Source organism: Flaviflagellibacter deserti, assembly GCF_042652085.1.
Classification (GTDB): Bacteria; Pseudomonadota; Alphaproteobacteria; order Rhizobiales; family Methylopilaceae; genus Flaviflagellibacter; species Flaviflagellibacter deserti.
The window spans coordinates 1-1758 of record NZ_JBHSJF010000014.1 but is presented as its reverse complement, the minus strand read 5'-3'; the positions used below and the strand labels follow the sequence as shown (position 1 = coordinate 1758).

Sequence of the window (1758 nt, the reverse complement as noted above, 5' to 3'; positions counted from 1 at the left end):
ATCGCATTGTCCTTGAACACCTGCAGCGCCCGGGCCAGAGCGCCGACCTCGTCGCCGCGCTCGGTGCCGGTCACATCGACCGCCAGATCGCCCGAGGCCAGACGGCTCATCGATCCCGTCATCTCCCCGATCGGCTTCACGACACCCTTCAACGCAATCAGCACCAGCAATCCAACGCCAAGAAGAAGGCCGGCCCCGCCGGCTGAGATAAGGATGGTTGAGGCCAAGCTCGCCTGCTCGGCGGCTTCCTCGCGGGCGGTCTCCAGATCCTCACCCATGACATCGACACGCTTGCCGATCAGGTCGGAGGCCTTCGCGCGCGCCTTGCGGCCTTCGCCGGTCGATATCTTCAATGCGCCGTCCCGGTCGCCTGCCATGGCGAGCGCCGTGCTTTTGTCGGCTGTCTCGAAGTAGTTCTCGATGACCTGCTTCAGCTGGCCGTTGATCGCCTTGCGCTCGGGGGTGCTGGAAAGCGCGATCATGGCATCGGCGTTCTTCAGCGCCTCTTCCTTGGCCTCGTCGTAGCGTTCCTTGAAGCCCGGGTGCTGCGTCGTATCCTGCACGATGATCAGGTTCTTTTCCTGGATCGTCGCGTCGTTGACCGATGCCTCGATCTGCTGGGCGGCCGCTCGCCGCGCGGCGGTTCCATTGACGATGTCTTGAGTCTGCGCGGCCAGCCCGCTCAGCTCGTAGGCAGACAACCCCACCAGACAGAGAACAACCGCGACGACTATGCCTGTCGGAATAAGCAGCTTGGTCAATATCTTCAGATTGTTCAGCGACATCGTGCAGTCCCCAGCTGAGCTGCCCCCTCGGCAACCTGCGGGAGCCTGTCGCGAGTATGGTTAATGATGTCTTTCGAAAAGTTTCCGTGGTTATACTTAGGGATAGATATGGGGCTTCTTTTTAACGAAAGGCCCCATATTTCGCGCCTGAGAGATCGAGATCACAAAAGACCGGTCAGCAGGCCGATACCCGCAACGGCTGCCAGACCGCCCGCCGAACGAACCGCGATTAATCCGTGACGTTCTTCCGCCTTCACGATCGAGAACCCGATCGCGATGCCGAGGACATGGAGCAGCGCGGTGGCGAGCATGAAGCCCCCACCATAGGCAAAACCACCCGCGTCTTCCGGCATCTCGGAGCCATGCGCATGGCCGTGGAAGATCGCGAACAGGCCGACGAGTCCCATCGCGATAGCGACGGGTGCCCTGACATTCAGCGCGACGGCCGCACCTAGAATGATGACGGAAAGAGCGATTCCGGTCTCGACGAAAGGAACATCGATACCCGCGAGACCCAGCGCACCGCCGCCGGCCATGATGGCAACGAACGTTGCCGGGACGAGCCAGAGCGCGCGCCCGCCGAGTTGCCAGGCGAAAACACCTACGAGAACCATCGCCAGGACGTGGTCCAGACCGGATACCGGGTGCTCGAAGCCGTGAAAGAAGCCGGTGGTGTCACCGACACCGGTATGCGCGAAGGCAAGGCTTGGAATGAGAAGCGTCGTGATGAACGCCGATGACACGATGAATTTGGTCCGCATGACCCCTCCATAAATCATGAGCTTAGTAACGGCGCCGTACGGCGTCGACGCCCTTTCCGCTCCGTGTCATGGCTTGCAAGAGTCGTTCCGTACGAAAAGGCCGGTCCGTTCGGGACCGGCCTTTGGTTACGCCTGGGGTTGGGGGATCAGGCGGCCTGGACGTTGGAGAGGAAGGAGTTGACCTCGCCGCCGAGATTGGCGGAGTGGCGGGC

Annotated in this window: 2 protein-coding genes; both read right to left on the bottom strand. The window is 61.7% G+C overall.

The genetic code is table 11. From position 1 onward, the window contains the following. Positions 1–785, bottom strand: a 785-nt coding sequence (locus tag ACFPFW_RS18545) for an MCP four helix bundle domain-containing protein (protein ID WP_379771828.1), incomplete at its 3' end; no start/stop codon positions are given. Between the two features lie 161 nt (positions 786–946). Continuing rightward, on the bottom strand, positions 947–1546 hold the full coding sequence (locus ACFPFW_RS18540; RefSeq protein ID WP_114958768.1) for a HupE/UreJ family protein: 600 nt from the start codon (positions 1544–1546) through the stop codon (positions 947–949). Positions 1547–1758 lie beyond the last annotated feature (212 nt).

Bases quoted from the DNA above. Each gene is read 5' to 3' on its own strand.
- ACFPFW_RS18540 (WP_114958768.1), bottom strand. From the start codon at position 1,546: ATGCGGACCAAATTCATCGTGTCATCGGCGTTCATCACGACGCTTCTC.